This window comes from Paracoccus sp. BR5-17 (assembly GCF_055693925.1).
This window is the reverse complement of sequence record NZ_JBVFUV010000003.1, coordinates 1,209,693-1,233,714: the sequence shown is the minus strand read 5'-3', so window position 1 is coordinate 1,233,714 and position 24,022 is coordinate 1,209,693. Positions and strand designations below refer to the sequence as shown.

General features: G+C 69.5%; 25 protein-coding genes, 1 tRNA gene and 2 pseudogenes. 10 read left to right on the top strand and 18 right to left on the bottom strand.

Features of this window, described 5'->3' with window-relative positions:
* Positions 1-73: 73 nt before the first annotated feature.
* From ACZ1HC_RS07540 to ACZ1HC_RS07485, 12 genes are all read right to left on the bottom strand, one after another.
* Positions 74-1,000 (bottom strand): 2-hydroxyacid dehydrogenase, encoded by a 927-nt coding sequence (locus ACZ1HC_RS07540; RefSeq protein WP_472699429.1) that lies wholly within the window; start codon positions 998-1,000, stop codon positions 74-76.
* Positions 997-2,136 (bottom strand): rod shape-determining protein RodA, encoded by a 1,140-nt coding sequence (gene rodA, locus ACZ1HC_RS07535; protein ID WP_472699428.1) that lies wholly within the window; start codon positions 2,134-2,136, stop codon positions 997-999. The genes ACZ1HC_RS07540 and rodA overlap by 4 nt, the downstream gene beginning before the upstream one ends.
* Before the next feature lie 3 nt (positions 2,137-2,139).
* Positions 2,140-4,080 carry a penicillin-binding protein 2 gene (gene mrdA, locus ACZ1HC_RS07530; RefSeq protein ID WP_472699427.1) on the bottom strand — a complete coding sequence of 647 codons (1,941 nt, stop codon included), beginning with the start codon at positions 4,078-4,080 and terminating at the stop codon, positions 2,140-2,142.
* The gene (locus tag ACZ1HC_RS07525) at positions 4,080-4,604 is read right to left on the bottom strand and encodes a rod shape-determining protein MreD (RefSeq protein WP_472699426.1); all 525 of its coding nucleotides are present in this window, start codon (positions 4,602-4,604) and stop codon (positions 4,080-4,082) included. Before ACZ1HC_RS07525 ends, mrdA begins: the two co-directional genes overlap by 1 nt.
* Positions 4,601-5,536: a rod shape-determining protein MreC gene (gene mreC / locus ACZ1HC_RS07520; protein ID WP_472699425.1), complete on the bottom strand. Its 936-nt coding sequence runs from the start codon at positions 5,534-5,536 to the stop codon at positions 4,601-4,603. Before mreC ends, ACZ1HC_RS07525 begins: the two co-directional genes overlap by 4 nt.
* Positions 5,537-5,564: 28 nt before the next feature.
* Positions 5,565-6,599, bottom strand: coding sequence for a rod shape-determining protein (locus tag ACZ1HC_RS07515; RefSeq protein ID WP_472699424.1), 1,035 nt, complete (start codon positions 6,597-6,599; stop codon positions 5,565-5,567).
* Between the two features lie 246 nt (positions 6,600-6,845).
* Positions 6,846-7,418, bottom strand: coding sequence for a VPLPA-CTERM sorting domain-containing protein (locus tag ACZ1HC_RS07510; RefSeq protein ID WP_472699423.1), 573 nt, complete (start codon positions 7,416-7,418; stop codon positions 6,846-6,848).
* Between the two features lie 264 nt (positions 7,419-7,682).
* Positions 7,683-9,239, bottom strand: coding sequence for a 2-isopropylmalate synthase (locus ACZ1HC_RS07505; RefSeq protein WP_472699422.1), 1,557 nt, complete (start codon positions 9,237-9,239; stop codon positions 7,683-7,685).
* A gap of 217 nt (positions 9,240-9,456) precedes the next feature.
* On the bottom strand, positions 9,457-10,719 hold the full coding sequence (locus ACZ1HC_RS07500) for a DUF2254 domain-containing protein (protein WP_472699421.1): 1,263 nt from the start codon (positions 10,717-10,719) through the stop codon (positions 9,457-9,459).
* Position 10,720: 1 nt separating this feature from the next.
* Positions 10,721-12,187: an ABC transporter substrate-binding protein gene (locus tag ACZ1HC_RS07495; protein WP_472699420.1), complete on the bottom strand. Its 1,467-nt coding sequence runs from the start codon at positions 12,185-12,187 to the stop codon at positions 10,721-10,723.
* An 11-nt stretch (positions 12,188-12,198) separates the two neighbouring features.
* Positions 12,199-12,891, bottom strand: coding sequence for a CDP-alcohol phosphatidyltransferase family protein (locus ACZ1HC_RS07490; protein WP_472699419.1), 693 nt, complete (start codon positions 12,889-12,891; stop codon positions 12,199-12,201).
* Between the two features lie 49 nt (positions 12,892-12,940).
* Positions 12,941-13,666 carry an SseB family protein gene (locus ACZ1HC_RS07485; protein WP_472699418.1) on the bottom strand — a complete coding sequence of 242 codons (726 nt, stop codon included), beginning with the start codon at positions 13,664-13,666 and terminating at the stop codon, positions 12,941-12,943.
* A 125-nt stretch (positions 13,667-13,791) separates the two neighbouring features.
* On the opposite strand from ACZ1HC_RS07485, the gene ACZ1HC_RS07480 reads away from it, so the two are divergent.
* Positions 13,792-14,790 carry a serine hydrolase domain-containing protein gene (locus tag ACZ1HC_RS07480; protein WP_472699417.1) on the top strand — a complete coding sequence of 333 codons (999 nt, stop codon included), beginning with the start codon at positions 13,792-13,794 and terminating at the stop codon, positions 14,788-14,790.
* 51 nt (positions 14,791-14,841) lie between these two features.
* Here the strand turns inward: ACZ1HC_RS07480 and ACZ1HC_RS07475 are convergent, their stop codons facing one another.
* A complete protein-coding gene (locus ACZ1HC_RS07475; protein ID WP_472699416.1) occupies positions 14,842-15,291 on the bottom strand; it encodes an outer membrane protein assembly factor BamE in 450 nt (149 codons plus the stop codon).
* Between the two features lie 147 nt (positions 15,292-15,438).
* On the opposite strand from ACZ1HC_RS07475, the gene ACZ1HC_RS07470 reads away from it, so the two are divergent.
* From ACZ1HC_RS07470 to ACZ1HC_RS07450, 5 genes are all read left to right on the top strand, one after another.
* Positions 15,439-15,816 carry a YceD family protein gene (locus ACZ1HC_RS07470; RefSeq protein WP_472699415.1) on the top strand — a complete coding sequence of 126 codons (378 nt, stop codon included), beginning with the start codon at positions 15,439-15,441 and terminating at the stop codon, positions 15,814-15,816.
* Positions 15,762-15,968 carry a DUF177 domain-containing protein gene (locus tag ACZ1HC_RS07465; protein WP_472699414.1) on the top strand — a complete coding sequence of 69 codons (207 nt, stop codon included), beginning with the start codon at positions 15,762-15,764 and terminating at the stop codon, positions 15,966-15,968. The genes ACZ1HC_RS07470 and ACZ1HC_RS07465 overlap by 55 nt, the downstream gene beginning before the upstream one ends.
* A gap of 226 nt (positions 15,969-16,194) precedes the next feature.
* Positions 16,195-16,401 (top strand): 50S ribosomal protein L32, encoded by a 207-nt coding sequence (gene rpmF / locus ACZ1HC_RS07460; protein ID WP_154764125.1) that lies wholly within the window; start codon positions 16,195-16,197, stop codon positions 16,399-16,401.
* A 22-nt stretch (positions 16,402-16,423) separates the two neighbouring features.
* Positions 16,424-17,530 carry a phosphate acyltransferase PlsX gene (gene plsX, locus ACZ1HC_RS07455; RefSeq protein WP_472699413.1) on the top strand — a complete coding sequence of 369 codons (1,107 nt, stop codon included), beginning with the start codon at positions 16,424-16,426 and terminating at the stop codon, positions 17,528-17,530.
* The gene (locus ACZ1HC_RS07450; protein WP_472699412.1) at positions 17,527-18,501 is read left to right on the top strand and encodes a beta-ketoacyl-ACP synthase III; all 975 of its coding nucleotides are present in this window, start codon (positions 17,527-17,529) and stop codon (positions 18,499-18,501) included. Before plsX ends, ACZ1HC_RS07450 begins: the two co-directional genes overlap by 4 nt.
* A 4-nt stretch (positions 18,502-18,505) precedes the next feature.
* Here the strand turns inward: ACZ1HC_RS07450 and ACZ1HC_RS07445 are convergent, their stop codons facing one another.
* Complete coding sequence (locus tag ACZ1HC_RS07445) at positions 18,506-18,784, bottom strand: DksA/TraR family C4-type zinc finger protein (protein ID WP_472699411.1); 279 nt, start codon at positions 18,782-18,784, stop codon at positions 18,506-18,508.
* A 170-nt stretch (positions 18,785-18,954) separates the two neighbouring features.
* On the opposite strand from ACZ1HC_RS07445, the gene ihfA reads away from it, so the two are divergent.
* The 4 genes from ihfA (at position 18,955) to ACZ1HC_RS07425 (ending at position 21,119) form a co-directional block, all read left to right on the top strand.
* Positions 18,955-19,257 (top strand): integration host factor subunit alpha, encoded by a 303-nt coding sequence (gene ihfA / locus ACZ1HC_RS07440; protein WP_472699410.1) that lies wholly within the window; start codon positions 18,955-18,957, stop codon positions 19,255-19,257.
* A 16-nt stretch (positions 19,258-19,273) separates the two neighbouring features.
* Positions 19,274-19,837: a MerR family transcriptional regulator gene (locus ACZ1HC_RS07435; RefSeq protein ID WP_472699409.1), complete on the top strand. Its 564-nt coding sequence runs from the start codon at positions 19,274-19,276 to the stop codon at positions 19,835-19,837.
* 79 nt (positions 19,838-19,916) lie between these two features.
* Positions 19,917-19,994 (top strand) — tRNA-Pro (locus ACZ1HC_RS07430).
* 57 nt (positions 19,995-20,051) lie between these two features.
* The gene (locus tag ACZ1HC_RS07425; RefSeq protein ID WP_472699408.1) at positions 20,052-21,119 is read left to right on the top strand and encodes a 2'-deoxycytidine 5'-triphosphate deaminase; all 1,068 of its coding nucleotides are present in this window, start codon (positions 20,052-20,054) and stop codon (positions 21,117-21,119) included.
* 42 nt (positions 21,120-21,161) lie between these two features.
* Here ACZ1HC_RS07425 and ACZ1HC_RS07420 read toward each other — a convergent pair.
* The 4 genes and pseudogenes from ACZ1HC_RS07420 to ACZ1HC_RS07405 all read right to left on the bottom strand — a co-directional run bounded on the left by ACZ1HC_RS07420 (position 21,162) and on the right by ACZ1HC_RS07405 (position 23,981).
* Positions 21,162-22,258 (bottom strand): annotated as a pseudogene (locus ACZ1HC_RS07420) (THUMP domain-containing class I SAM-dependent RNA methyltransferase).
* Positions 22,259-22,296: 38 nt separating this feature from the next.
* Complete coding sequence (locus tag ACZ1HC_RS07415) at positions 22,297-22,500, bottom strand: hypothetical protein (protein ID WP_472699407.1); 204 nt, start codon at positions 22,498-22,500, stop codon at positions 22,297-22,299.
* A gap of 4 nt (positions 22,501-22,504) precedes the next feature.
* Positions 22,505-23,163, bottom strand: a pseudogene (gene scpB, locus ACZ1HC_RS07410) (SMC-Scp complex subunit ScpB).
* The gene (locus ACZ1HC_RS07405) at positions 23,160-23,981 is read right to left on the bottom strand and encodes a segregation and condensation protein A (RefSeq protein ID WP_472699406.1); all 822 of its coding nucleotides are present in this window, start codon (positions 23,979-23,981) and stop codon (positions 23,160-23,162) included. The pseudogene scpB and the gene ACZ1HC_RS07405 overlap by 4 nt, the downstream one beginning before the upstream one ends.
* Positions 23,982-24,022: the final 41 nt, after the last annotated feature.

Below are 24,022 nucleotides of genomic sequence, written 5' to 3'. Positions count from 1 at the left end.
GACATAGCGGCGCTTGCGAACCGGCCGCAATAGGGCGTTCGGGAAAGTGACGTTGGGGAAGCGCTTTTCCGGCCTAGTAGCCCCGTTCGCGGTCCACAAGATGCAGCAGGGGACGGCCATCCCGGGCGCGGCGGAGGTTCTCGACCACGACGGGGGCCGCGGTTTCGGGACGCGTCTGGGCGGCGATATGCGGCGTGACGGTGACGCGGGGATGGGACCAGAAGGGATGGTCCGGGGGCAGCGGCTCGGTGCGCAGGACGTCCAGCACCGCATGGCCCAGATGGCCGGCCTCCAGCGCCGCCAGCAGATCCCCCTCCTCCAGCAGCGTGCTGCGACCGGCATTGACCAGCCAGGCGCCCTGCGGCAGCAGCGACAGGCGCCGGGCGTCCAGAAGGCCGCGCGTGCCCGGGGTGTCGGGCAGAAGGCAGATCAGGATCTCGGCCCCGGCCAGGGCGCAATCCAGCCCCTCCGGCCCGAACACGCGGACGCCCGGAACCGCCCGCCCCGAGGCGCTGAAGCCCAACAGCCGGAAGCCGATGCCCGCCAGCATGGCGGCGGCGCTGCGGCCCAGTTCCCCCATGCCCAGGATCGTCACCTGCCGGTCGCAGGCCAGGGGCGGCGTCAGGTCGTGGCGCCACAGGCCGTCCTGGGCATAGGCGTCCATGCCCAGATGCGCCCGCAGGGCCCAGCCGGTGCAGTATTCCGCCATGCCGCGCGTCAGGCCCGGATCGACCATGCGCGCCAGGGGCTGGGTCAGGGTAGGGTTGGTCACGATGCGTTCGACCCCGGCCCAGAGGCTCTGGACCAGTCGGGCGTTGACGAAGGGCGACAGATCCTCGACCGGCCCGCCAGGGGCGTAGATGATCGCGTCGATGCGCGCCGGATCCGCCGCGGCCTCATCGGCGCGGACCAGGTCGATTTCGGGCGCCAGACCGGTCAGGACGGGCGCCCAGCCCGGCCACAGGCCGTCGCGGGCGGCAAACAGCACCCGCATCGTCATCGCGGCCTGTGGACATGGGCCGATTGCACCAGCCCGAAGCCCAGCATCAGGATCATCAGCGAGGTTCCCCCATAGCTGACCAGGGGCAGGGGCGACCCCTTGGCGGGCAGCATCCCCATGACCGTGGCCATGTTGATCGAGAAATACAGAAAGAACGTGCCGCTGATGCCCACGGTGATGAGCGCGGCGAACCGGTCGCGGTTGGTCAGCGCCGAATAGAGGCAGAAGCCGATGATGAGCGTATAGAGGGCCAGCAGCGACATCGCGCCCACGAAGCCGAACTCCTCGGCCAGGACGGTAAAGATGAAGTCGGTGTGCTTTTCGGGCAGGAAGTTCAGCCGCGACTGGGTGCCCTGCATGAAGCCCCGCCCCGACCAGCCGCCCGAGCCAAGGGCGATCTGGCTCTGGATGATGTTGTAGCCCGCGCCCAGGGGATCGGCGGTCGGGTCCAGGAAGGTGTCGATGCGGCGGAACTGGTAATCCTTCAGCAACTGCCAGTCGGTGCCGCGGCTTTCCAGAACGGCCGCGACCAGCCCCACCGCGGCCGCGATCACGGCGGCGAAATACCACAGCGACACGCCCGCCGCGAACATCACGATGCCGCCACCCGCCACCAGCATGATCGAGGTCCCCAAGTCGGGCTGGATCAGCACCAGCCCGGTCGGCGCCAGGATCAGCACCACCGGGATCAGCACCCACAGCGGCCGCGACACGCGGCGCGCGGGCAGCCAGTCGTAATAGGCCGCCAGCAGCAGCACCAGCGCGATCTTCATCAGTTCCGACGGCTGCAGCCGGATCGGGCCCAGGTCGATCCAGCGTTGCGCGCCCATGCCGATCTCGCCCACCAGTTCCACCGCGATCAGCAAGAGGAAGCAGCAGACATAGGCCGGCACGGAAATGCCGCGCCAGAACCACATCGGCACGAAGGCCAGGGCGATCATGATGACCATGCCCGCGGCGAAGCGGTACATCTGCGGTTCGGCCCAGGTGTCCAGCCTGCCCCCCGCGACCGAGACCAGCATCAGAAAGCCGATCGAGGCGACGGCGGCGATCAGGAACACCAGCGGCCAGTTCAGATGCAGGATCTTGCGGATGCCGGTGGGCGTCTGGGCGACCTTGTAGTCAAGATAGGACATGGATCAGGCCCGCGTCAGCCGGGGCGGCTCGGGGGTGAACAGGTGCATGGCGTTGTGGCGCTCCTCCATCGCCTCGCGCTGGTCGTCGGGCACCGCGTCCAGGGGCGGCAGCCCGCCGGCCAGGGCGAACAGCATGATGTCGCGCGCGATGGGCGCGGCCACCGCCGAGCCGCCGCCGCCATGTTCGACCACCACCGACACGGCATAGCGCGGCGCCTGAACGGGCGCGTAGCAGACGAACAGCGCGTGGTCGCGCCGGTTCCAGGGCAGCTGGTCGTTCGACACGACGCCGCGCGCGCGTTCGGCGGCGGTGATGTTGCGGACCTGGCTCGTGCCGGTCTTGCCCGCCATGCGCCAGTCCTCGCGCGCGATGCGCGACCGCCGCGCGGTGCCCGAGCCCGAGTTCATCACCTCGTCCATGCCCAGCCGGGCCACCTTCAGGAAGTCGGGGTTCAGCCCCAGGTCGGGAAAGTCCGGGACCGGCTGCGCCACCCCGTCGATGGCGCGCACCAGCCGCGGCCTGATCTCGCGCCCGGTGGCGATGCGCGCGGTCATCACCGCCAGTTGCAGCGGCGAGGCCAGCACATAGCCCTGCCCGATCGAAGCGTTGAGACTGTCGCCCACCTGCCATGACTGGCCATAGCGGGCCTGCTTCCAGGCGCGGTCGGGGGCGATGCCTTCCGCCACCGCCGACATTGGCAGGTCGTGGCGCTGCCCCAGTCCCAGCCTGCGGGCCATCGCGGCGATGCGGTCGATGCCGACCTTCTGCGCCAGCTCATAGTAATAGACGTCGCAGCTGTGCGAGAGGCTGGTCACGGCATCGACGGTGCCGTGGCCGCCTTTCCTCCAGCAGTGGAAGCGGCGGCCGCCGGCCGTGGTGTAGCCCGGGCAGTAGAAGCGCGAGCCGGCGTCGATGACCCCCGATTCCAGCCCCGCCAGCAGCGTGACCATCTTGAAGGTCGATCCGGGCGGATAGACCCCCTGCACCGTCTTGTCGGCCAGCGGGCGGTGGTCGTGGTCCATCAGCGCCCTGTAGTCCGCCGAGGATATGCCGCGCACGAACTTGTTGGGATCGAAGCTGGGCGACGAGCAGATGGTCAGGATGTCGCCGGTCTGCACGTCGATGGCCACCGCGGCGGCGCTTTCGCTGCCCATGCGCTGCGCAGCATAGTTCTGCAGCCGCGCGTCCAGGGTCATCTGGATGGTGGCGCCCTGCTCGCCCTCCTGACGCGACAACTGGCGCATCTCGCGGCCGGCGCTGTTCACCTCGACGCGGCGCTGACCGGCCTTGCCGCGCAGATGCTCCTCCATCCGGGCCTCGAAGCCGACCTTGCCCAACTGGAACTCGGGCAGCATCAGCACGGGGTCGGGGTTCTCGATCTTGGACAGGTCGTAGTCGGACACCGGCCCCACATAGCCCAGCACATGCGCCATGTCGCCGCCGCGGGGATAGACCCGCGACAGGCCCGCCTCGGGCGTGACGCCCGCCAGCGACGGAGCATTGACGGCGATGGAGCTGAACTGTTCCCAGCTCAGCCGGTCGGCCAGCACGATGGGCGTCACGGCGCTGCGGCGCGAGAACTCGTCCAGAAGCTCGGCCATGCGGTCGTCGCTGATGGGGATCAGCCGGGCCAGGCGGCGCAGCACGGGCTCGACGTCGCCGCCCGCGTCCTCGCGCGTCAGGGTGACGCGGTAGTTCTGCTCGTTTCCGGCGATCACGATGCCGTTACGGTCGTGGATCAGCCCGCGCGCGGGCACCAGCAGGCGGATCTTGATGGAGTTGCCGTCGGCCAGCATCCGGTACTGCTCGGCCTGTTCGACCTGCATCGAGCGCAGCTTCAGCGCCAGGGTCGTGACCACGCCCAGCTGGATCCCGGCCAGCATCAGGCCCCGCCGCGTGATGCTGCGGCCGGCGGCTTCGGCGGGATTGACCGGCTTGGTCATCAGGCAAACCTCAACTGCTCGGCCTCGACCGGGGTGACGCGGCGCAGCCCGAAGACTAGGCGCGCGGCCAGGACCACGGCGGGATAGGCCGCGACAGTGGCGATGAAGTGCAGGATGACCTGGCCCAGGGCCGGAACCGGCAGCATGAACAGCACCTGCAGGATCCGGTAGCCCAGCATCATCATCCCGATCAGAAGGGAAACCCGCAGCCATTCAACCACGAACGGCTGATCGCGCCAACGGCCCTCGCGCAGGCGCAGGGCCTCGGTCGCGGCCAGGACGATCACCGCCCAGAGGCCGAGCGGCTGGAAGAGGACGATGTCCTGGACCGCGAAGGCCAGGGCGATCACCGGCGCGGCAAGCTGGTCGGGGCGGCGCAGCACCCAGGCCAGAACCAGGCACAGCGCCAGATCGGGACCGGGCAGGCGCGCCGTTCCCGCCGACAGGGGCAGAAGCCGCAGGAACAGCAGCACCGCCACCGCCGCGCAGAACAGCGCCGCGCCGATCACGACCGGGCGCCTCATTCGCCGGCCCCCGGCATCGCGGCAGAGGCGGCGGCGGCCTCGACCCGCGAGGCGGGCATCCGCGGACCGATGAAGCCCTGCTCGCCCGGGGTGATGACCGCGCCGGCGTCCACCACGGTTTCGGCGGGATGGGACCGCAGCACGCGCAGGAACTCCAGCCGGCCATAGTCGGCGGCAAGGCGCAGCCGCATCCGGCCGTCGCTGCCCTGGACGACCTGCCCCGCCAGCAGGCCGGGCGGGAACACCCCGCCATCGCCCGAGGTCACCACCCGGTCGCCGGGGCGGACGTTGTCCGGCGTCTCGATGAAATCCAGGAAGGGCAGCTGGGTGTTGTCGCCCGTCAGCAGCGCCCGTTCGCCCGACGGCAGGATCGTCACCGGAACGCGCGACGAGGGATCGGTCAGCAGCACCACGCGGCTGGTCCGCCGGCCCAGGCCGGCGATGCGGCCCACCAGCCCCAGCCCGTCCATCGTGGCCCAGCCCTCGACGATGCCGTCATCGGTGCCCACGTTCAGCAGCACCGACTGGCGGAAGGCCGATCCGCTGTCCACCATCACCATGCCGGTGACGCTGGTCAGGGCCGGGTCGATGCGGACCTTGTTCAGCGCCATCAGCTTCGAGTTTTCCTGCTCCAGCTGGACGGCGGCTTCCTTCCAGGCCTGCATCGCCTGCAATTCGCGGCGCAGTTCCTGGTTCTGTTCGTAGATCCGGGCATAGGACTGGAAGCCGCCGATCATCTGGCCGACCCGCGTGACCGGCGCCACCGCCCAGTCGAGCGAGGGAACAACCCGGTCGATGATGGCGATGCGCATCGCTTCGGCGCGCGGGCTGTCGATGCGCCAGAACAGGAACAGCGCGATCAGCACAAGCGCCATCAGCGCGATCAGGACGCGCCGGACGGGGGTGGCGAAATCTGGTCCCTTGCGTGCCATCCACGCAGCCCCTCTGCGGGCCGTCTTCTCAGCTGTCGTAGTCGATGACGTGGCGCAGCTGCTTTTCGTATTCAAGCGCCTTGCCGGTGCCCAGCGCCACGCAGTTCATCGGCTGGTCCGCCAGCGTGATCGACAGCCCGGTCTGCTCGCGCAGCGCCAGATCCAGATCGCCCAGCATCGCCCCGCCTCCGGTCAGGATCACGCCGCGGTCCACGATGTCGGCGGCAAGATCGGGCGGCGTCGCCTCGAGGGCGACCATCACCGCCTCGCAGATCGCCTGCATGGGTTCAGCCAGGGCCTCGGCGACCATTGCCTGGCTGATCTCGATTTCGCGGGGGATGCCGTTCAGCAGATCGCGGCCGCGCACCATGATGGTGGCGCCGCGGCCGTCGTCGGGCATCCGCGCGGTGCCGATGCTGGTCTTGACGCGTTCGGCGGTGCTTTCGCCGATCAGCATGTTCTGGTTGCGGCGCAGATAGTTGATGATCGCCTCGTCCATGCGGTCGCCGCCAATGCGGACCGACCGGGCATAGACCACGTCGCCCAGCGACAGGACCGCGACCTCGGTGGTGCCGCCGCCGATGTCCACGACCATGCTGCCGGTCGGTTCGGTGATGGGCATTCCCGCGCCGATGGCGGCCGAGATCGGCTCGGCGATCAGGCCGGCCTTGCGGGCGCCGGCGGACAGGACCGACTGCCGGATGGCGCGCTTTTCAACCGGGGTGGCGCCGTGGGGGACGCAGACGATCACCTTGGGCTTAGAAAAGCCGCTGCGCTTGAACACCTTCTTGATGAAGTGCTTGATCATCTGTTCGGCGCTGTCGAAATCGGCGATGACGCCTTCGCGCATGGGCCGGATCGCCTCGATGCTGCCCGGGGTGCGGCCCAGCATCAGCTTGGCGTCTTCGCCCACCGCCAGCACCTGCCGCTTGCCGTCCTTGACGTGATAGGCCACGACCGAGGGCTCGTTGAGGATGATCCCCTTGCCCTTGACATAGATCAGCGTGTTCGCCGTCCCCAGGTCGATTGCGATGTCGGTCGAAAACAACCCGCCGAATGCCATGCCCGTATCCTTTCGCGCCGGTTTCACCGGCTTTGCCCCGTTCTTGTCCGCCCCGCGGGATGGCCGCGGCGCGGAATCGGCGCGCCCGGCGGTGCTTCCATATAGAAGCCTCGGCCGCGTCGGGAAAGCCCCGTTCCCGTGATGGGCGAAACGGGCCGGACGGCGTCGCCCAGGCAGCGGGCCGCGGCAACGAAACGGGCGCCCGGGATCACCAGGGCGCCCTTCGCAGCACGACGTCCGCCGGTTTCAGGCGGCCTTGCGGCGCCGACGCAGCAGGGCCAGCGCGGCCAGGCCGGCCGGCAGCAGCGCGGCGCCCGCCGGCAGCGGAACCGGAGCCGGTTGCTGGGAGAAATAGACCGAGGCGTGGGACAGCCTGCCCTGGGCATTGACGCCGGGGCCGAAGGTATTCCAGATCCCCTGCAGCGGCTCGTCGGAATCCAGCAGGAAGGCCGCGAAGGTTCTTCCCTGCTTCAGGGTCAGCAGGATGCTTTCATAGCCCAGGGGGTTCAGGATCGACCAGGTGCCCGGTCCGGCGGTGTCGAACTCGTCGAAACCGCCATCGACATAGGGCTTGCTATTGTTGGTCTTGTCGGCCAGTTCCCAGCCGCTGACGCCGCCGATGGTGAAGTCCGCGTCGATGGTGTTGGTGTCGTTGTCGGAATAGCAGGCTGCCGTGACATTGCCGCTGCCCTGCTCCAGCAGATAGGAAACTGTCTGCGTGTTCCCGTTCCCGTTGTTAGAGAAGGTTGCGTCGCAGGTCGCCGCCTGCGCGACGCCGCCTGTCAGCGCCAGGACCGACGCCATGATAACCGTCTTCATCTTTACACCCCTTGTTCGGCACCGGCCCCACGCCGATGTCCTGACCTCGGGATTACCCTGGACGATTGCGCAACAAAAGAAAATTTGAACTTTTCGGCAGGCAGAAGCGTTACAAAGCCCATTTTCAACCCCAAGGGCGTTACAGTTCGATTGCTGCTACATCCCGGGGTTGCGGTTCAGGCAAATTGGACAAGATTGCGCCAGCGGCGCGGCCCTTCGGCCGGCGTCGTGACCGGCCCCGCCGAATCGGGGCCGGGGCTTTTGCTAATGCGAATACATGCTGATTTCGCGCGCGTCCTTTCCGGCGCGCAGGCGGCGGACGATCAGGTGGTTCAGCGCGCCGACATAGGCCTTGACCGATGCCAGGATCGTGTCGGTATCGGCGGCCTGGCCGTTGACGATGCGGCCGTCCTCCTCCATCCGCACGCTGACGGTGGCTTGGGCGTCGGTGCCCTCGGTCACGGCGTGGACCTGGTACAGCTTCAGCGTGGCATTGTGCGGGAAGATCTGCTTGACGGCGTTGAAGCAGGCATCGACCGGGCCGTCTCCGGTGGCATGGACGGTCCGTTCGGCGCCGTCCACGATCATGGTCAGGTCGGCTGACTGGCCGTCGCTGCCGCAGACCACCCGCAGGTGCTTGACCTGGAGAAAGTCGTTGTCGGTATTGGCCGAGGCGTCCTGGGCCAGCGCCACGATGTCCTCGTCATAGACCTCTTTCTTGCGATCGGCCAAGGCCTTGAAGCGCACGAAGATGTCCTTCAGCTGGTTGTCGCCCACCTCGTAGCCCAGATCCGACAGCTTGGCGCGCAGGGCGGCGCGGCCGGAATGCTTGCCCATGGCGATGTTGGTCTCGTTCAAGCCGATGTCGGAGGGGCGCATGATCTCGAAGGTCTCGACGTTCTTCAGCACGCCGTCCTGATGGATCCCCGATTCGTGCAGGAAAGCGTTCTTGCCCACCACCGCCTTGTTGAACTGCACCGGAAAGCCCGAGACCTGCGCCACCCGGCGCGAGATGCCCATGATCTTCGTGGTGTCGATGCCGGTGGTGAAGGGCATGATGTCGTGGCGCACCTTCAGCGCCATCACGACCTCTTCCAGGGCGGTGTTGCCGGCGCGTTCGCCCAGACCGTTGATGGTGCATTCGATCTGCCGCGCCCCGGCCTCGACCGCGGCCAGGGAATTGGCCGTCGCCATGCCCAGGTCGTTGTGGCAATGGGTGGCGAAGACCACGTTTTCGGCGCCCGGCACGCGTTCCAGCAGCATGCGGATCAGCGCGGCGGATTCGCGGGGCGCGGTATAGCCCACGGTGTCGGGGATGTTGATGGTGGTGGCGCCGGCCTTGATGGCGATCTCCACCACCCGGCACAGATAGTCGTGCTCTGTGCGCGTGGCGTCCATGGGCGACCACTGCACGTTGTCGCACAGGTTGCGGGCATGGGTCACGGTTTCGTGGATGCGGTCGGCCATCTGGTCCATGTCCAGGTTCGGGATGGCGCGGTGCAGCGGCGAGGTGCCGATGAAGGTGTGGATGCGCGGGCGCTTGGCGTGGCGCACGGCCTCCCAGCAGCGGTCGATGTCGGGGATCTGCGCGCGGGCCAGCCCGCAGATGACGGCGTTCTTCGCCTGCCGGGCGATCTCGCTGACGGCGGCGAAATCGCCTTCCGAGGCGATCGGGAAGCCTGCCTCGATGATGTCCACGCCCATCTCGTCCAGCATGGAGGCGATCTCCAGCTTTTCCTCGTGGGACATGGTGGCGCCGGGCGACTGTTCGCCATCGCGCAGCGTGGTGTCGAAGATGACGACGCGGTTCTTGTCGGACATGGGGGATGCTTTCGTTTGCTGCTTCGGGGGATGCCCGGGCGCTTCCTGTCTGAGCGGCGGCCCGGGAAGACCCGCTCAGCGCAGCGTAAGAAGCAGCAGACCGCGGAGGTTCACGGCCAGACGCGCGCCGAAGGGCGCGGTCGGGGCGGCGGGAATGTCCAGCATCCGGGTCATGGCCGGGACTATGCCGCGTGCGGCGGCAAATGAAAAGCGGAAATCACGCGGCCTGCCAGCCCCCCTCCAGACCGTCCAGCACCTGCCGCAGGCGGTCGCGGTCGTGGTCGCTGGGCAGGCCCGCCAGACCGCGGTCGCGGGCCAGGCGCAACTGGTGTTCGGCCGCCCGCCGCGCCGGGGCCGGGCCGATCCGGCGCAGCGCGTCCAGCCCCTTGACCAGCCGGGTCAGCACGTCGATCTGCCCTGCCGCGTCGCGCGCGATCAGGTGGAAGGCGTCGTCGTGCAGATCGTCATGGCGCAGCGGCGCCACCCGCAGGCGCGGGTATTCCGCCTTGTGCAATTCCGCCTTGTGCCAGCCTTCGGCCCACAGCGTCAGCAGCCGCACCTGCCGGCCGATCACCTCGATGGCGGTGCCGGGGTCGTTGACGGCGGGGGACAGGGCGCGCAGCGCGACCTCGGACAGGGCGATGATGCCGAAGCGCGGATCCTGGTCGAAGGTCCGCGCCCGGGCGACGGTGAAGGCGTCGCGGATGGCGGCCGCCAGATCCTCGGTGGGCGCCGCGCCGCGGATCACGGCAAGGGGGGCGCCATGATAGACGAAGGCGCCGGGCAGCGCGCGGATGTCCAGGTGGATGTCGCGATCCTCGCACAGTTCGGACAGCGCGGCGGTGTCGATGAACTCGATGTAGCCCACCTGGTCGGCGGGGATGGCGGGCGCTGCGGGTGCGTCGCCGGGCAGCGGGCGGCCGCCCAGGAAGGGCAGGTCCAGCCGCGCCTGCATCGACCGGCAGGTGGCGTCCTCCAGCCGGTCGAGGGTGTCGCCCACCCGGCCCAGCTTGGTCAGCTGGTGGATCCAGCGCAGCAGCGCCAGCACGATCAGGATGATGACCAGCACCGTCACCACGAACAGCAGCGCGCGTCCCTGCGGGCCATAGACGCTGACCCGCAGCGCCACCAGGCCGACGATGCTGAACAGGAACGACCCGATGAAGGTCGCCAGCACCGACTGGACGAAGTCGTCCTCGGTCAGCAGGCGGGTGGCGCGCGGCGTGGCATTCGAGGTGGCCGATCCATAGGCCGAGGTCAGCGCCGTGACCGAGAAGGTCGTGACCGCCAGCATCGAGGTGGCGATGACGTTCAGCAGGCTGTCGATCGCGTCCAGGCTGATGTCGATGGGCAGGGGCAAGGGCAGCCACGAGGCCAGGGCAGCGGCAGCGGCCGCCAGGATCCCCATCACCGCATAAAGCGACACGCGGACCCACAGCGTCCGGCGCAGCCGCGACAGGATCCAGCGCAGCCGGGACATGCTAGGGGATCCAGCGCACGTGGGTCAGGTCATTGGCCTGGGTGGGGGCGTTTTCCCACAGCCCCTCGATCCGGGCATCCGCCACGCCGGTCTTGGCCAGCTGGAACAGGAAGCCGTTGACGTAATCGCCGGCGATCATGGTCTGCGCTTGCTTCAGCAGGTCGCTGCGTTGCGCGGGCGCCACGGCGGCCTGCAGCCGGTCCATCAGCGCCACGAAGTCCGGCCGGGCATAGTGGAAGTAGTAGTCCGGCCGGGCATAGATGTCGATGTCCATCGGCTCGGTATGGGCGACGATTGTGAGGTCGAAATCGCCGCCCTTGAAGACGGTTTCCAGCCACTGCGCCCATTCCATGTTGGTGATCTGCGTCTGGATGCCGACGGCGGCAAGCTGGGCCTGCACGATCTCTCCGCCGCGCCGGGCATAGGGGGTGGGGGGCAGCGCCAGGCGCAGGCTGACGGGACCGGTGCCCGCCTCGGCCAGAAGGGCCCTGGACCGTTCGGGGTCGAATTGCGAAAGCCCGGTCAGATCGACGTAGTCCGGGTGGTGCGGGGCGAAGTGGCTGCCGATGGGGGTGCCGTATCCGAACATCGCCCCGTCGATGATGTCCTGGCGGTTGATCGCGTGCGCGATGGCCTGTCGCACCCGGATGTCGTCCAAGGGCGCGCGGGCGTTGTTCATGGCCAGGATCGTCTCGCCCTCGGTCGTGCCGACGATCACCTTGAACCGGGGATCGGCCTGCAGTTGCGGCAGCGTCTCGGGGGCGGGGAAGTTCGGGAAGGCGTCCACATCCCCCGCCATCATCGCCGCGAAGGCCGCGGAGGGATCGGGGATGAAGCGGAAGGTGGCGCTGCGCAGGAAGGGCTTCCGGCCCCAGTAGCCGTCGAAGGCGGCCAGCACGATCCGGTCGCCCTGCACCCATTCCTGGAAGCGGAACGGGCCGGTGCCCACGGGCTGGGTCGCCAGCCGGTCGACGCTGGCCGGATCCAGCATCACCGCGTCGCCCCAGGCCATCTTGAAGGGGAAATTGCCGTCCGGCGCAGACAGCGTCACGCGGACCGTCGCCGGATCCACCGCTTCGACCGCGGTGATGCCCGTGAACAGCACCTTCTGCGCGTTGGTCGAATCGGGCGCGCGGGCACGGTCCAGGGTGAAGACCACGTCGCTGGCGTCGAAGGCGGCGCCGTCGTGGAAGCTTACGCCGCGCCGCAGGTGGAAGACATAGACGCGGCCCTCCTGCTCCACGTCCCAGCGTTCGGCCAGGGCCGGCCCGATGCTGCCGTCGGGACCGAAGCGGGTCAGCCCCTCGAAGACATTGGCATAGACCACCTCGTCGGTCGCCGCCGCCGCCCCGCCGGTGGGATCGAGGTTGGGGGGTTCAAGCACCATGCCCAGGGTGATGGCGTCCTGGGCGCTTGCGGGCAGGGCCAGCAGGATCAGCGCGGCCAGGGATTTCAGGACATGGGTCAAGGGGGTCCCCTTCACGGGCGTTTCGGCATCAGTTGCTGCGCGGGACCGGCCAGCAGCAGCCACAGCGAGGTGACGACCAGCCCCCAGTTGGCCCAGCTGTCGGGGTGGAACTCGACCCAGGCGGCGCGGGCGGCGAACACGCACCACAGGACCGCCACCGGCAGGGAAACCGCCCGCCAGCGTTCGGTGCGGACGGGGTGGATGAACTTGATGGGCAGGAACATCGCGACCGTCAGGACCACCACGATCAGCAGGATCACCGACCAGTGCGGATCGGTGGCGAACAGCACCAGCACCACCATGTTCCAGCAGCCCGGAAAGCCCGAGAACGAGTTGTCCATGGTCTTCATCCGCGTGTCCGCGAAATAGATCACGCTGCCATAGACGATCACGATGATCGCGAACCAGCCGGTCCAGCCCGACAGCAGCCCCGACTTGAACAGCGCATAGGCCGGGATGAACACATAGGTCAGATAGTCGATGATCAGATCCATCAGCACGCCGTCATAGTTCGGCGAATGGATCTTGACGTCGTACCGCCGCGCCAGCGGGCCGTCGATGCCGTCAACCACCAGGGCCACGACCAGCCACAGGAACATCAGCGACCATTCGCCCTCGACCGCGGCCAGCATCGCCAGCATCGAGAGGACCGCGCCCGTGGCGGTCAGCAGGTGGACGGACAAGGCTTTGTGTTGCGTCTTCATGCCCCGGTTCTGTCAGTTTGCCGCCGATCACGCAACCGTGCAGCACCGCTCAGCGCAGGATCGGCGGGCCTTTCGGACGCGGCGGCTGGCGCGGCTCCTCGGGCGGGGACAGATCGAAGCGCAGGACCGAGGCGGGCAGCGCCGCGTCGGTGAAGCTGACATCGACGCCGCCGGGCTGTTCGGGCAGGAAGGCCAGGGTCTCGGCCAGGGCCTTGGCGATGGCGGGCTGGTGGGCAGGATCCGCGCCCGCGATCAGGACCACATGGCCGGCCCCCGCACGGGCCAGCGCGGCCCCCGCGATCAGGCCGCGCATGTCGCCCAGCCGTTCCGCCAGGGGCTGGGCCAGCGCCTCGACGACGGCGGGCGCAGGCGCGCCCAGGCGCAGCCGGGCATCGGCCGGTTCGGGGGCGGCCGACAGCGCCCCGGCCAGCCAGTCCAGCATCGCGGCGTCCAGCAGCATTTCGGACGGCTGGCCGGGATTGACCAGAAGGCCCGCGCCCTCGGACCGCAGAAGGCCCGCCAGCACGCGCCCCGGCATCGCCGCATAGGCCACCGGCCCGCCGAAGAAGCCCGCCAGCCGATCCTCGCCGTCGCAGGCCAGGGCCACCGGGCCGCCCTCCAGCGGGAAGATGCGCAGTTCCACCTGATCGCCCGAAGGTTCGGCCACCAGGGCCACGGCCAGTTCGGTGTCGGCCAGCCGCGACAGCATCCGCGCCCGCTGCGGGGCATCGGCGTCGTGGAAGGGAACCGGGGCAAGATCGTCAAGCGCGGTCATGGCAGGGCCTTTCGCGGCGGGAACGGGAACGGCCCTGCCCTCTAATGGCGCCGCGCCGGGCGGACAAGCCCAAGCTGACGCAAGCGTGATTCCGCCCGCGCTCCGGCCCGCCACATATAGGGACGATGAACCGACGCACCCTTCTGCTGACCGCCAGCCTGTCGCCCCTGCTTGCCGCCCCCGCCCTGGCGCAGGCCGGCCTGAACCCGATCCTCGATGACGCCGCACGGCTGGAAAACCTGCGGGCCGTGGCCATCTGGTCCGGCGGATCCGAGATCGCCGCCCGCGGCTATGGCCGCTTCACCCCGGACGATCCCACCAACATCAAGTCGGCCTCGAAGTCGGTGATCTCGGCCCTGGCCGGCATCGCGATCGACAAGGGCCTTCTGGAAGGCACCGACCAGCCGATCGCCCCGATCCTGCAGGACCAGTTGCCGGCCGACCCCGATCCGCGCCTTGCCGCCGTGACGCTGGGCAACCTGCTGTCGATGCAGGCAGGGCTGGAACGCCAGTCGGGCGCCAACTACGGCGCCTGGGTCAGCAGCCGCAACTGGGTCCGCGCGGCCCTGGCCGCCCCCTTCACGCAGGAACCGGGCGGGCGGATGCAGTATTCCACCGCCTCGACGCATCTGGTGTCGGCGATCCTGACCCGGGTGGCGGGGCGGTCCACGCTGGATCTGGCCCGCGACTGGCTGGAGCCGGTGCCCGGCTTCCGCATCACCGGCTGGGAACGCGACCCGCAGGGCATCTATCTGGGCGGCAACCAGATGGCGATGAGCACGCGGTCCCTGCTGGCATTCGGGGCGATGTATGCCGAAAACGGCCGCGCCGGCGGCAGGCAGGTGGTGCCCGCCGCCTGGATCGAGGACAGCTGGCAGTCGCGCACCGCGTCGATCTTCAGCGGCCAGGGCTATGGCTACGGCTGGTTCATCGGCGAGGCCAGCGGACGCCCCGTGCGCTATGGCTGGGGCTATGGGGGACAGATGATCTATGTCTTTCCCGCCACGCGCCGCCAACCCGCAGCGGCGATCGCCATGACGTCGGATCCCGACCAGCCGTCGGCCCGGACCGGGTATCGCAACGAACTGCACCTGCTGGCCGACCGGATCATCCAGACGCTGTAGGCGCGGGATGCGGGCGCGACGGCGCCGCATCCCGCCCCGGATTCTTGCCCGTCAGTCGATGAAATCGCCGGCCTGGAAGTTGCCCAGGTTGCCCAGAAGCTGCCCGATCAGCGAGATCTCGGTCACGCTGCCGTCGGTCACGCGCCGCGACAGGGTGACGACGCGGCCGCGTTCCAGCCCGAAGCGTTCCACGTTGGTGACGACGCCGCTGGGCGCGAACGACACCGCCACGACCTCGCGGCTGATCTCGCGCGGCTCGAGCGCGCCGAAATAGCGCCAGCGGGAACCGACGTAATACCAGGCCGATCCGGTCAGCAGCCCCTGGGCCGACGGCCGGCCGATCAGACCCTGCAGTTCGTCCACCGTGGTCTGGCCCACGACGACCTGCGACAGATCCTCGGGCGGGGGGATGAAGCCGTGGTTGCGATACACCGGCGCGCAGGCGGCCAGGCCAAGGACGGCCATGAAGGCCAGGATCACCAGAGGCCGGATGGCTGTCATTCCGTCTTTCCTTTGCGAAGGCGCTGTTGACGCGGCCCGCCCGGCTTAGCAAACTCGGGGACCGCGCTCAAGAATGACAATCCCGCCGGGGCTTAGGCGCCGCCTGCCGACGCGGAAGCCCCGACCGACAGCAGACAAAGGCCCGCCATGACCGCCCCTCCCCATCAGCCCGACCGCCTGCGCGTGGCGCATCTGAACCCGCGCGCGCCCAACGCCTTTTCCCTGACGCCCGACGCCGGGCGCTGCGCCGCCATCGCGGCCGAGCTTGGCATCCCGGACCTGTCGAGGCTGAGCTTCAGCGGCGACATCCGGGCCGGGCGCGGCGACGCCTGGACCCTGACGGGCCGGCTGCGCGCCCGCGTGACCCAGCCTTGCGTCGTCACCCTGAAGCCGGTCAGGACCAGCCTCGACGAACCGATCGAGCGCCACTATTCCCCCCACATCGCCCCCCCGAGGGGGACGAGGTCGAAATGCCCGACGACCGGCTGGAACCCTTGGGCCAGTTCATCGACCTGGCCGCCGTGATGATCGAGGAACTGGCCCTGGCGCTGCCGGAATATCCCCGGGCCGAGGGCGCGGAACTTTCCGCCCCGCCCGCCGACGACGCCCCCGACACCCGCCGCCCCTTCGAGGGGCTGGACAAGCTGCTGGGCAGCCGCGACCCCGGCAAGCCGTGAATCCCCGCCGCGCGTGGCGCAGGGGCCACCGTGGCGGCGATGCGCCGGCCCTGCGGGACGAGGCGCCGCCAGGGGCTTTCGGCGCAATAAGGCCCGCCCACCCTGCCGCGGGGGGTTGCGGGCGGGGCCGTCATGGCGTATCTGCGCGGTTCATTTACGAATTCAATCCCAAGGGTGCGCTAAGGACGCCTGCGCGTTGCACCCCCCACAAACCCGAGGTTGTGACATGGCCGTCCCTCAGAATCGCGTAACCCGGTCCCGCCGGAACATGCGCCGCGCCCACGATGCCCTGGTCGCCGGCAATCCCAACGAATGCTCGAACTGCGGCGAACTGAAGCGCCCCCACCACGTCTGCCCGTCCTGCGGCCACTATGCCGACCGCGAGGTTGTCGCGCAGGCGAACACGACCGACCTGGACGACGACGCAGCCTGATCGGGCTTGGCATCCGCGCCCGATGACCGACCGTGACGTGACCCAGACTGCCGCGCACGCCCCCGGCCACGGGGGCAGCGTGGTCATATCGGTGGACGCCATGGGCGGCGATCGCGGCCCGGCGGCGGTCGTGGCCGGCATGGCCGAAAGCGCGGCGAAGAACCCGGACATCCGCTTCATCCTGCACGGCGACGAAGCCCAGCTTCGCCGCCTTGTCGCGCGTCGCAAGGCGCTTGCCGGGCGCTGCGACATCCGCCACGCCGGCGGCGTCGTCACCATGGACGACAAGCCCAGCCAGATCGTGCGCAAGGGCGACGGAACCTCGATGTGGTCGGCGATCGAGGCGGTGCGGACCGGCGAGGCCGGCGCGGCCGTCAGTTGCGGCAACACCGGTGCGCTGATGGCGCTGTCGATGCTGCGCCTGCGCAAGCTGCCCGGCGTGAACCGCCCGGCCATCGCCTGCCTCTGGCCCTCGCTGAACCCGCAGGGGTTCAACATCATGCTGGACGTGGGCGCCGACATCCGCGCCGATGCCCCCGACCTGCTGCAATACGCCCTGATGGGCGCGTCCTATGCGCGCAACGGCTTGGGGCTGGCCGAACCGCGCGTCGGGCTGCTGAACGTCGGGACCGAGGAACACAAGGGCCGGGCCGAACTGAAGCAGGCCCAGGACCTGATCCTGGCCGCGGCCGAAGCCGGCAGGTTCCGCTATGTGGGCTTCGTGGAAGGGGGCGACCTGCCCTCGACGCGCGTGGATGTGATCGTCACCGACGGCTTCACGGGCAACATCGCCTTGAAGACCGGCGAAGGCACCGCCAAGCTGGTCGGCACGCTGCTGAAGGACGCCTTCGCGAAATCCATCATGTCCAAGTTTGCCGCCCTGCTGGCGATGACGTCCCTCAAGCGCCTGCAAAAGCGCATCGACCCGCGCCGCGTGAACGGCGGGATCTTCCTGGGCCTGAACGGCACCGTCGTGAAGTCGCACGGCTCGGCCGATGCGACGGGCGTGTCGGCGGCGATCAAGCTGGCCTTCACGCTGTCCAGATCGGGCTTCCAGGACCGGCTGGCCGCGCGCGTCGCGCAGGCCGCCGCCAGCGCTGCCCCCGACACCGAGGCTGCATCGTCATGACCCTGCGTTCCGTCGTCCGTGGCACCGGCCACTACCTGCCCGAGCGCGTGGTCGAGAACAGCTGGTTCGAGGAACGGCTCGACACCACCGACGACTGGATCCGCAGCCGCACCGGGATCGAGCGCCGTCACTTCGCCGCCGAGGGCCAGGCCACCAGCGACATGGGCCTGCGCGCGGCCCGCGATGCCCTGGACCGCGCCGGCCTGCGGCCCGACGACATCGACGGGATCGTGCTGGCGACCTCGACCCCCGACCATACCTTCCCGGCCTCGGCGACGATGATCCAGCACGGCCTGGGGATGACGCATGGCTTCGCCTATGACGTGCAGGCGGTCTGCGCGGGCTTCGTCTTCGCGCTGGCCAATGCCGACGCGATGATCCGCAGCGGCATGGCAAGGCGCATCCTGGTGATCGGGTCGGAAACCTTTTCCCGCATCATGGACTGGACCGACCGCGGCACCTGCGTGCTGTTCGGCGACGGCGCCGGCGCCGTGGTGCTCGAGGCGCAGGAGGGGGCGGGCACCCGCGACGACCGCGGGATCCTGGCCAGCGACCTGAACAGCGACGGCCAGTATCGCGACCTGCTTTATGTCGATGGCGGCGTGTCCACCACCGGCACGGCGGGCCAGCTGCGGATGCAGGGCAACCTGGTCTTCCGCCACGCCGTCGAGAAGCTGGCCAAGACGGCCCATGTCTCGCTGGACAAGGCCGGGCTGACGCCGGATCAGGTGGACTGGCTCGTGCCGCACCAGGCCAATGCGCGGATCATCACCGCGACGGCGCAGAAGATGGGCCTGCCGATGGAGAAGGTGATCCTGACGGTGGCCGACCACGGCAACACCTCGGCCGCGTCGATCCCGCTGGCGCTTTCGGTGGCCGACAGGCAGGGCCGCTTTCGGCAGGGCCAGGTGATCGTGACCGAGGCGATCGGCGGCGGGCTGAGCTGGGGTTCCGTGGTCCTGCGCTGGTAAGCCGTTATTTCAGCTGAGAATCCTTGCTGCCGCGCCGATTGATGCCCGCTGCCGGGCGCCAGCGCCGGTCCTGCCCCGACTGGCATTCCACGCACAGTTGCACGCCCGGAACCGCCCGGCGCCGTGCCTCGGGGATCGGCTCGTCGCAGTCGATGCAGCGGCTGGCGCTTTCTGCGGCCCCGGCCGCGCGGGCCGCGGCACGCCGGGCGCGCGCCACCGCTTCGGCCGTGCTGATCTCGATCTGGTCGTTCACCGCGTCGTCGCGCGCCCATCCACCCGCCATTGCCGCCCCCGCTTGTGGCTGTCCCTTCATAGATAGAAGCGCCGCGCCCGCCTGCAACCGGACCCCGTCCTTGGGCCCGGGATCGGCCCGGGATCGGAACGAAAAACGCCCGCTTGTCGTTGACAGCCAGCATGAATCCAACCATCCTTGTGAAATCAAAGGGGAAACTCATGGGTGAGAAGACGCTGACCCGGATGGATCTTGCGGAAGCCGTTTTCCGGGATGTCGGCTTGTCGCGCCACGAATCGGCACAGCTTGTCGAATCGGTTCTGGAACATATTTCGGATGCGCTGGTGCGGGGCGAACAGGTGAAGATTTCCTCGTTCGGCACCTTCAGCCTGCGCGACAAGAACGAACGCATTGGCCGCAATCCCAAGACGGGCGAGGAAGTGCCCATCACCCCCCGCCGCGTCCTGTCGTTCCGCCCCTCGCACCTGATGAAGGACCGGGTGGCGGCGGGAAACAAGAAATGAGGGATCTTCGGGGCTGATGACCAAGGGCGCAGAGGCATTCCGCTCGATCGGCGAGGTCGCACGGCTGCTGGGCGTCGCCCCGCATGTGCTGCGCTATTGGGAAACCCAGTTCCCCCTGCTGCGGCCGATGAAGCGGCCCGACGGCCGGCGCTATTACCGCCCCGAGGACGTGCGTCTGGCCGCGGGTCTCTGCACGATCCTGCGCGACGAGGGGCTGACGATCCGCGGCGCGAAGAAGCTTCTGGCCCGCGACAGGGGGGCGACGGTGCGCGAACGGGGGCTGGCGCGGCTTGAATCGCTGCTGGACGCGGAACCGATGCCGCTGCCGCCGGGGTTTGATGCCGCCGACGCCTTCCCAGAGGTCCCGGACGACGAGGCAGAGGCGATGCTGCCCTCTCATGGCCCGCGGTCCCGCCACCGCCGCCGGCGCCCTGCCGCGGGCAAGCCGCCCGAAGGATGGTTGGGCGAGGTGGTGTCGCTGAACGCCCGGCTGCGCGACCTGCACCCCCTGGACGCCGCCACCGACCGGCATCGCACCAGCCTTGCCCGGCTTCACGAGGCCCTGGCGCGGATTTGCTGAGGCGGGCGCGGGACAAGGCAAAGATTTCCGCCTCGCGGCCCTTGTGCAGCGCCGCCCGATCGCTCTATACGGTGCGCGTCGGGCCGTGGCGCAGTCTGGTTAGCGCGTCCGTCTGGGGGGCGGAAGGCCGCGAGTTCGAATCTCGCCGGCCCGACCATTCCGAAAACGCCCATCCTCTGACGGGGATGGGCGTTTTCGCATGAAAGGGACCGGCATGAACGGCGTTCTTCCCGACAGCGGCATCCGCAGCCTGATCCGGTCCGGCGCGATCATCGGGGACCCGGACCTTGCGGCAGACCAGATCCAGCCCGCCTCGCTGGACCTGCGGCTGGGCACCGTCGCCTATCGGCTGCGCGCCAGCTTCCTGGCGGGGCCGGGCCAGCGGGTGATGGACCGGCTGGACGACCTGCAGATGCACCAGATGGACCTGACGCGGGGCGCGGTGCTGGAACGCGGCTGCGTCTATCTTGTCCCGCTGATGGAGCGGCTGCGCCTGCCGGCCGGCCTGACCGCGGTTGCCAACGCCAAGTCCTCGACCGGGCGGCTGGATCTGCTGACGCGGCTGGTGACGGATGGCGGGACCGAATTCGACCGCCTGCCCGAAGGCTATGACGGTCCGCTTTATGCCGAGATCTGCCCGCGCAGCTTTTCGGTCCTGGTGCGGCCGGGGATGCGCCTGAACCAGCTTCGCCTGCGCCGCGGCCAGGCGGTGCTGTCCGATGCCGAACTGCGCGAGCTGGACGCACGGGAATCCCTGGTGGGTGGCCGGGCGCTGATCGACAACGGCCTGGGCTTTTCCGTCGATCTGAAGCCCGCCGACGGCGATCTGGTGGGCTACCGCGCCCGGCCCCACAGCGGCGTGATCGACCTCGACCGGATCGCGGCCTATGACAGCCGCGACTTCTGGGACGACCTTCGCACGACCGAGGGCCGGCTGATCCTCGATCCCGGCGCCTTCTATATCCTCGTCAGCCGCGAATCGGTGGCGATCCCCGCCGATTGCGCGGCCGAGATGGCGCCCTATCTGGCGATGGCGGGCGAGTTCAGGGTCCACTACGCGGGCTTCTTCGACCCCGGCTTCGGCATCGGCGACACCGGCGCAGGCGCGCGCGGCGTGCTGGAGGTGCGCTGCCACGAGGCCCCCTTCGTGCTGGAACATGGCCAGGTGGTCGGGCGGCTGGTCTATGAACGCATGGCGTCCCGGCCCGACCGGCTCTATGGGGCGGGCATCAGGTCGAACTATCAGGGCCAGGGCCTCAAGCTGGCCAAGCAGTTCCGCTAGGCCCGCCGTTCCGCCCCGTTCCCGGATGCGCCGCGTCCCGGCTCAGGCGGTCCCCTGCCACAGCCGGACCTTCAACCCGCCATGCGCCACGACCGGCCCCGGGTCCACCGGCAGGCCGGTGGCGCGGGCCAGCGCGGCATCGCTGGTCACGATCCCCACGCGCCAGCCCGCAGGCGGTCCCTGAACACCTGCCCCATCGCCGCGTGCAGCCCGAACAGCGGCCCCTTGGCGCCGATCCGCGCGCCATAGGGCGGGTTCACGATCACGATGCCGGGCGGCCCGTCGGGGCGTTGCAGATCGCCGATCGCGCGGCAGTCGAAGCGGGTCAGCCCCGCCACCCCCGCCCGCTCGGCATTGGCGCGGCTCATGCGGATGGCACCGGCGTCACGGTCGCTGCCGAAGAATTGCGCGGCGGCGGGGCGAGGCGCGGCAGCCGCCCGCATCGCGTCCCAGAGGGCGGGATCGAAGCCGGCAAGCTGCTGGAAGGCGAAGCTGCGGCTGCGGCCGGGGGCAAGCCCGGCGGCGATCTCGGCCGCCTCGATCACGAAGGTGCCCGACCCGCACATCGGATCCAGCACCGGCTGGCTGCCGTCGAAGCCCATCTCGCGCAGGAACATCGCGGCCATGGTCTCGCGCAGGGGGGCCTTGGCGACGGCTTCCTTGTGGCCGCGCTTGTGCAGCGACTCGCCGGTGGTATCCAGGCTGATGGTCACAAGATCGTCCTCGATCCGCGCCTTGACCACCAGCGCCGCATCCGGGGCGATCGGCGCGCCCAGTTCCTCGGCGATGGCGCGCTCGATCCGCTGGGTGGCGGCACCGGCGTGATAGATGCGGCTGGCCTTGCACGTTGTTTCAACCCGCAGCGGCACATCGCGCCGCAGCACCGCGGCCCAGGGAAACCTGCGGGCCCGCTTGTCCAGCTGCGCCAGATGCAGCGCGCGAAAGCTGCCCAGGCGTGCCAAGACGCGCGTGGCGCCGCGCAGCCACAGGTTCGCCCGCCAGACGTCGCGCCAGCCGCCGCTGATGGTGACGCCGCCGGGCTGAACGACCGGCGTCCAGCCCAGGGCCGCCGCCTCGGCGGCAAGAGGCGCTTCCAGGCCCGGCGTGGCCACCAGGAAAATCTCGAATCTCTCGTCCATCGCGCAGCCCTAGCCCGGCCCCGCCGGGAAGGCGAGGGTCAGCGGCCGATGCGGCGGGTCAGGCGGGCCGCCTGCCGGGCGCGCTTGACCGCCGCGCGCATGTCTTTGGCCTGCCTGGCCGAGGCCGCGCCGGACTTGCCGCCGGACTTCGCGATGCGGTCGATGCCCTTGTTGATGCCCCGGTTCACGGCGCGGCGGGTGACTATGCGGGTCAGCATGGCGATGATCTTGTTCAGGCTCATGGGATCAGGTCGTCCTCGGGAAAGCCGCCGGGGGCGGGGTGGCGCCGATATCATCATCCGCGTCCCGCGGCGCAAGGGGCAGGATCATGCCTTCGGCGGACGGGCGCGATTCCAGCAGCCCCGCCGCCCGCAATTCCGCCAGCCCCGGCAGATCGCGGGCGGATTCCAGGCCGAAATGATCCAGGAACGTCTCGGTCACCACAAAGGTCGCGGGGCGGCCGGGGTCATCCGCCTGCGGCCGATGCGGACCCATTCCATCTCGATCAGCTGGTCCAGCGTGCCGCGCGACACGGCGACGCCGCGGATCTCCTCGATTTCGGCGCGGGTGACGGGCTGGTGATAGGCGATGATCGCCAGCGTCTCGATGGCGGCGCGCGACAGGCGGCGCTGTTCCACCGTCTCGGACTGCATCAGGAAGGACAGATCCGGGGCGGTGCGGAAGGCGTATCCGTCGCCGATCCTTTCCAGCACGACGCCCCGCCCGGCATAGGCGCGGCGCAGCCCCGCCAGGGCCTCGACCGGGTCGCAGCCGTGGGGCAGCCGCTCGGCCAGATCGCGCAGCGTCAGCGGCCGGGCCGAGGCGAACAGGATCGCCTCGACCATGCGCTCCTGCTCTGCCATGTCGGGCAGCGACCGATCGGGCTGGGGGGCGGGCTGGCTCATGGGGTGTCGGGGGTCCGGGATGGGCGGCGAAGCCGGATCGGGGCGAAGGCGTCGGCCTGGCGTATCTCGATCCGGCCCTGCCGCGCAAGCTCCAGCGAGGCCGCGAAGGTGGCGGCCGTGGCCGATCGGCGCCGCGCGCCCCGCGTCTGCCATCCCTGGGGCAGGAAGGCCGAGAGTTCCGTCCAGTCGCCCGCATGGCCGATCATGCCGCGCAGCCGTTCAAGCGCCTGTTCCATCGTGAACACGTCGCGCCGGTCGAAGGCATAGGGGCGAAAATCCTCGCGCGTCTTCAGCCGGGCATAGGCGCGCATCAGGTCGATCAGCCCGGCCTGCCACTGGGTGCGCCGGCTGCGCGACACGTCCTGCGGGGTTCCGCGGGGGAAGCGGCTGATGCCCAGCCGGTCGCGCGCCATCAGCTGCGCCGCCGCCTGCCGCATCGCCCCCAGCCGTTCCAGCTGGAAGGCCAGATGCGCGGCCATGTCCTCGGCCGAGGGGCCCTGGGCTTCAGGGTCGGGCGGCAGCAGCAGGCGCGACTTCAGGAAGGCCAGCCAGGCGGCCATGACCAGATAATCGGCGGCAAGTTCGATGCGCAGGGCGCGCGCCCGTTCGACGAAGGCCAGATACTGCTCGGCCAGATCCAGCACCGAGATCGTCATCAGGTCCACCTTCTGCGTCCGCGCCAGCGTCAGCAGCAGATCCAGCGGGCCCTCGTAGCCCTCGAGATCGACGATCAGCGCCTCGTCCGCGCGCCGCTGCGCGACGTCGTCGGCATCGGACACGGCGCGAAGATGGGGAATGTCACCAGCGGCGGGGGCCACGCGGGTCCTTTCGGTCAGCCGCCGCAAGGGTCGGGCAGGAC

What these genes read in the sequence shown, in the direction of transcription:
- ACZ1HC_RS07540 (WP_472699429.1), bottom strand. Translation starts at nt 1,000, where the DNA reads ATGACGATGCGGGTGCTGTTTGCCGCCCGCGACGGCCTGTGGCCGGGC.
- rodA (WP_472699428.1), bottom strand. Translation starts at nt 2,136, where the DNA reads ATGTCCTATCTTGACTACAAGGTCGCCCAGACGCCCACCGGCATCCGC.
- mrdA (WP_472699427.1), bottom strand. Translation starts at nt 4,080, where the DNA reads ATGACCAAGCCGGTCAATCCCGCCGAAGCCGCCGGCCGCAGCATCACG.
- ACZ1HC_RS07525 (WP_472699426.1), bottom strand. Translation starts at nt 4,604, where the DNA reads ATGAGGCGCCCGGTCGTGATCGGCGCGGCGCTGTTCTGCGCGGCGGTG.
- mreC (WP_472699425.1), bottom strand. Translation starts at nt 5,536, where the DNA reads ATGGCACGCAAGGGACCAGATTTCGCCACCCCCGTCCGGCGCGTCCTG.
- ACZ1HC_RS07515 (WP_472699424.1), bottom strand. Translation starts at nt 6,599, where the DNA reads ATGGCATTCGGCGGGTTGTTTTCGACCGACATCGCAATCGACCTGGGG.
- ACZ1HC_RS07510 (WP_472699423.1), bottom strand. Translation starts at nt 7,418, where the DNA reads ATGAAGACGGTTATCATGGCGTCGGTCCTGGCGCTGACAGGCGGCGTC.
- ACZ1HC_RS07505 (WP_472699422.1), bottom strand. Translation starts at nt 9,239, where the DNA reads ATGTCCGACAAGAACCGCGTCGTCATCTTCGACACCACGCTGCGCGAT.
- ACZ1HC_RS07500 (WP_472699421.1), bottom strand. Translation starts at nt 10,719, where the DNA reads ATGTCCCGGCTGCGCTGGATCCTGTCGCGGCTGCGCCGGACGCTGTGG.
- ACZ1HC_RS07490 (WP_472699419.1), bottom strand. Translation starts at nt 12,891, where the DNA reads ATGAAGACGCAACACAAAGCCTTGTCCGTCCACCTGCTGACCGCCACG.
- ACZ1HC_RS07485 (WP_472699418.1), bottom strand. Translation starts at nt 13,666, where the DNA reads ATGACCGCGCTTGACGATCTTGCCCCGGTTCCCTTCCACGACGCCGAT.
- ACZ1HC_RS07480 (WP_472699417.1), top strand. Translation starts at nt 13,792, where the DNA reads ATGAACCGACGCACCCTTCTGCTGACCGCCAGCCTGTCGCCCCTGCTT.
- ACZ1HC_RS07475 (WP_472699416.1), bottom strand. Translation starts at nt 15,291, where the DNA reads ATGACAGCCATCCGGCCTCTGGTGATCCTGGCCTTCATGGCCGTCCTT.
- ACZ1HC_RS07470 (WP_472699415.1), top strand. Translation starts at nt 15,439, where the DNA reads ATGACCGCCCCTCCCCATCAGCCCGACCGCCTGCGCGTGGCGCATCTG.
- ACZ1HC_RS07465 (WP_472699414.1), top strand. Translation starts at nt 15,762, where the DNA reads ATGCCCGACGACCGGCTGGAACCCTTGGGCCAGTTCATCGACCTGGCC.
- rpmF (WP_154764125.1), top strand. Translation starts at nt 16,195, where the DNA reads ATGGCCGTCCCTCAGAATCGCGTAACCCGGTCCCGCCGGAACATGCGC.
- plsX (WP_472699413.1), top strand. Translation starts at nt 16,424, where the DNA reads ATGACCGACCGTGACGTGACCCAGACTGCCGCGCACGCCCCCGGCCAC.
- ACZ1HC_RS07450 (WP_472699412.1), top strand. Translation starts at nt 17,527, where the DNA reads ATGACCCTGCGTTCCGTCGTCCGTGGCACCGGCCACTACCTGCCCGAG.
- ACZ1HC_RS07445 (WP_472699411.1), bottom strand. Translation starts at nt 18,784, where the DNA reads ATGGCGGGTGGATGGGCGCGCGACGACGCGGTGAACGACCAGATCGAG.
- ihfA (WP_472699410.1), top strand. Translation starts at nt 18,955, where the DNA reads ATGGGTGAGAAGACGCTGACCCGGATGGATCTTGCGGAAGCCGTTTTC.
- ACZ1HC_RS07435 (WP_472699409.1), top strand. Translation starts at nt 19,274, where the DNA reads ATGACCAAGGGCGCAGAGGCATTCCGCTCGATCGGCGAGGTCGCACGG.
- ACZ1HC_RS07425 (WP_472699408.1), top strand. Translation starts at nt 20,052, where the DNA reads ATGAACGGCGTTCTTCCCGACAGCGGCATCCGCAGCCTGATCCGGTCC.
- ACZ1HC_RS07415 (WP_472699407.1), bottom strand. Translation starts at nt 22,500, where the DNA reads ATGAGCCTGAACAAGATCATCGCCATGCTGACCCGCATAGTCACCCGC.